A 1,148-nucleotide genomic window follows, 5' to 3' on the forward strand; every position below is an offset into this window, starting at 1 on the left:
CTTGATCCGCCAGCCCCACGGCATCGTGCTGGTCACCGGCCCCACCGGCAGCGGCAAGACCACCAGCCTCTACGCCGCGCTGGCGCGACTGGATGCCAGCACCAGCAACATCCTCACCGTGGAGGACCCGGTGGAATACGACCTGCCGGGGATCAGCCAGATTCAGGTCAACGCCAAGATCGACATGACCTTCGCCCTGGCACTGCGGGCGATTTTGCGGCAAGACCCGGACATCATCATGATCGGTGAGATCCGCGACCTGGAAACCGCACAAATCGCTGTGCAGGCGTCGCTCACCGGTCACCTGGTGCTGGCGACCCTGCACACCAACGACGCGGTGTCGGCGGTCAACCGCTTGATCGACATGGGCGTCGAACCGTTTCTGCTGGCCTCGTCGATGCTCGGGGTCCTGGCCCAGCGGCTGGTGCGACGACTGTGCAAAGAATGCAAACAAGAAGACCCGGCGGCGCCGGGGACGTGGCGCCCGGTCGGTTGCCCGGCGTGTAATCACACCGGCTACAGCGGTCGCACCGGCATTCACGAATTGTTCTGCATCGACGACGACATCCGCACCCTGATTCACCAAGGGGCAGGGGAGCAAGCCTTGCGTGCGGCGGCGTCAAAGGCCGGCATGTTCAGCCTGCGTGAGGACGGTGAACGCTGGATTCGCAGCGGCGCCACCGCCCCTGAAGAAATCCTCCGTGTGACTCGGGACGCCTGATGAATCGCTATCGTTTTGAAGCCGCCGACGCCACTGGCAAGATCGAGTCCGGGCATCTGGAAGCGGACAGCCAGGGCGCCGCGTTCAGTGTGTTACGCGGGCGCGGATTGACCGCACTGTCGGTGCACAAGGAAAGCAATGTCGCCCAGCAGGGCGGCGGTGGATTGTTCAGCGCCAGGCTCTCCGACAATGATCTGGCCTGGGCCACGCGGCAATTGGCAAGTCTGTTGGGTGCCAGCCTGCCACTGGAGGCAGCGCTCAGCGCCACGGTGGAGCAGGCCGAAAAAAAACACATCGCCCACACCCTCAGCGCGGTGCGTGCCGACGTGCGCAGCGGCATGCGCCTGGCCGAGTCATTGGCTGCGCGGCCACGGGATTTTCCGGAGATTTACCGTGCGCTGATTGCGGCGGGGGAGGAATCCGGAGA

General features: G+C 64.6%; 2 protein-coding genes. Both read left to right on the top strand.

Annotated features, from left to right (window positions below):
- Positions 1-721 (top strand): GspE/PulE family protein (locus DBR24_RS23010; protein WP_177490667.1); only part of this gene is annotated, 721 nt, incomplete at its 5' end.
- Positions 721-1,148 (top strand): type II secretion system F family protein (locus DBR24_RS33370; protein ID WP_371921347.1); only part of this gene is annotated, 428 nt, incomplete at its 3' end. The genes DBR24_RS23010 and DBR24_RS33370, both read left to right, overlap by 1 nt.

Origin of the sequence: Pseudomonas sp. HMWF006 (genome assembly GCF_003061205.1) — a bacterium.
Classification (GTDB): domain Bacteria; phylum Pseudomonadota; class Gammaproteobacteria; order Pseudomonadales; family Pseudomonadaceae; genus Aquipseudomonas; species Aquipseudomonas monsensis.